This is a genomic window from Streptomyces mabaensis (genome assembly GCF_053763515.1).
This window is the reverse complement of sequence record NZ_JBSOPZ010000090.1, coordinates 1-690: the sequence shown is the minus strand read 5'-3', so window position 1 is coordinate 690 and position 690 is coordinate 1. Positions and strand designations below refer to the sequence as shown.

Sequence of the window (690 nt, the reverse complement as noted above, 5' to 3'; positions counted from 1 at the left end):
GGGGTGATGGGTGGCTGGTCGTTGCTTGAGAACTGCACAGTGGACGCGAGCATCTGTGGCCAAGTTTTTAAGGGCGCACGGTGGATGCCTTGGCACCAGGAACCGATGAAGGACGTGGGAGGCCGCGATAGGCCCCGGGGAGCTGTCAACCGAGCTTTGATCCGGGGGTGTCCGAATGGGGAAACCCGGCAGTCGTCATGGGCTGTCACCCGCTGCTGAACACATAGGCAGTGTGGAGGGAACGAGGGGAAGTGAAACATCTCAGTACCCTCAGGAAGAGAAAACAACCGTGATTCCGGGAGTAGTGGCGAGCGAAACCGGATGAGGCCAAACCGTATGCGTGTGAGACCCGGCAGGGGTTGCGCATGCGGGGTTGTGGGAGTTCTCTTGACCGGTCTGCCGGCCGGTCGACGAGTCAGAAACCGTATGGATAGGCGAAGGACATGCGAAAGGTCCGGCGTAGAGGGTAAGACCCCCGTAGCTGAAATCTATGCGGCTCGTTTGAGAACCACCCAAGTAGCACGGGGCCCGAGAAATCCCGTGTGAATCTGGCGGGACCACCCGCTAAGCCTAAATATTCCCTGGTGACCGATAGCGGATAGTACCGTGAGGGAATGGTGAAAAGTACCGCGGGAGCGGAGTGAAATAGTACCTGAAACCGTGTGCCTACAAGCCGTGGGAGCGTCGCTG

General features: G+C 59.0%; 1 rRNA gene. It reads left to right on the top strand.

Annotated elements, in window-relative coordinates:
- Nucleotides 1-57: 57 nt before the first annotated feature.
- Nucleotides 58-690 (top strand): 23S ribosomal RNA (locus tag ACWV17_RS33840); the annotation flags it as partial.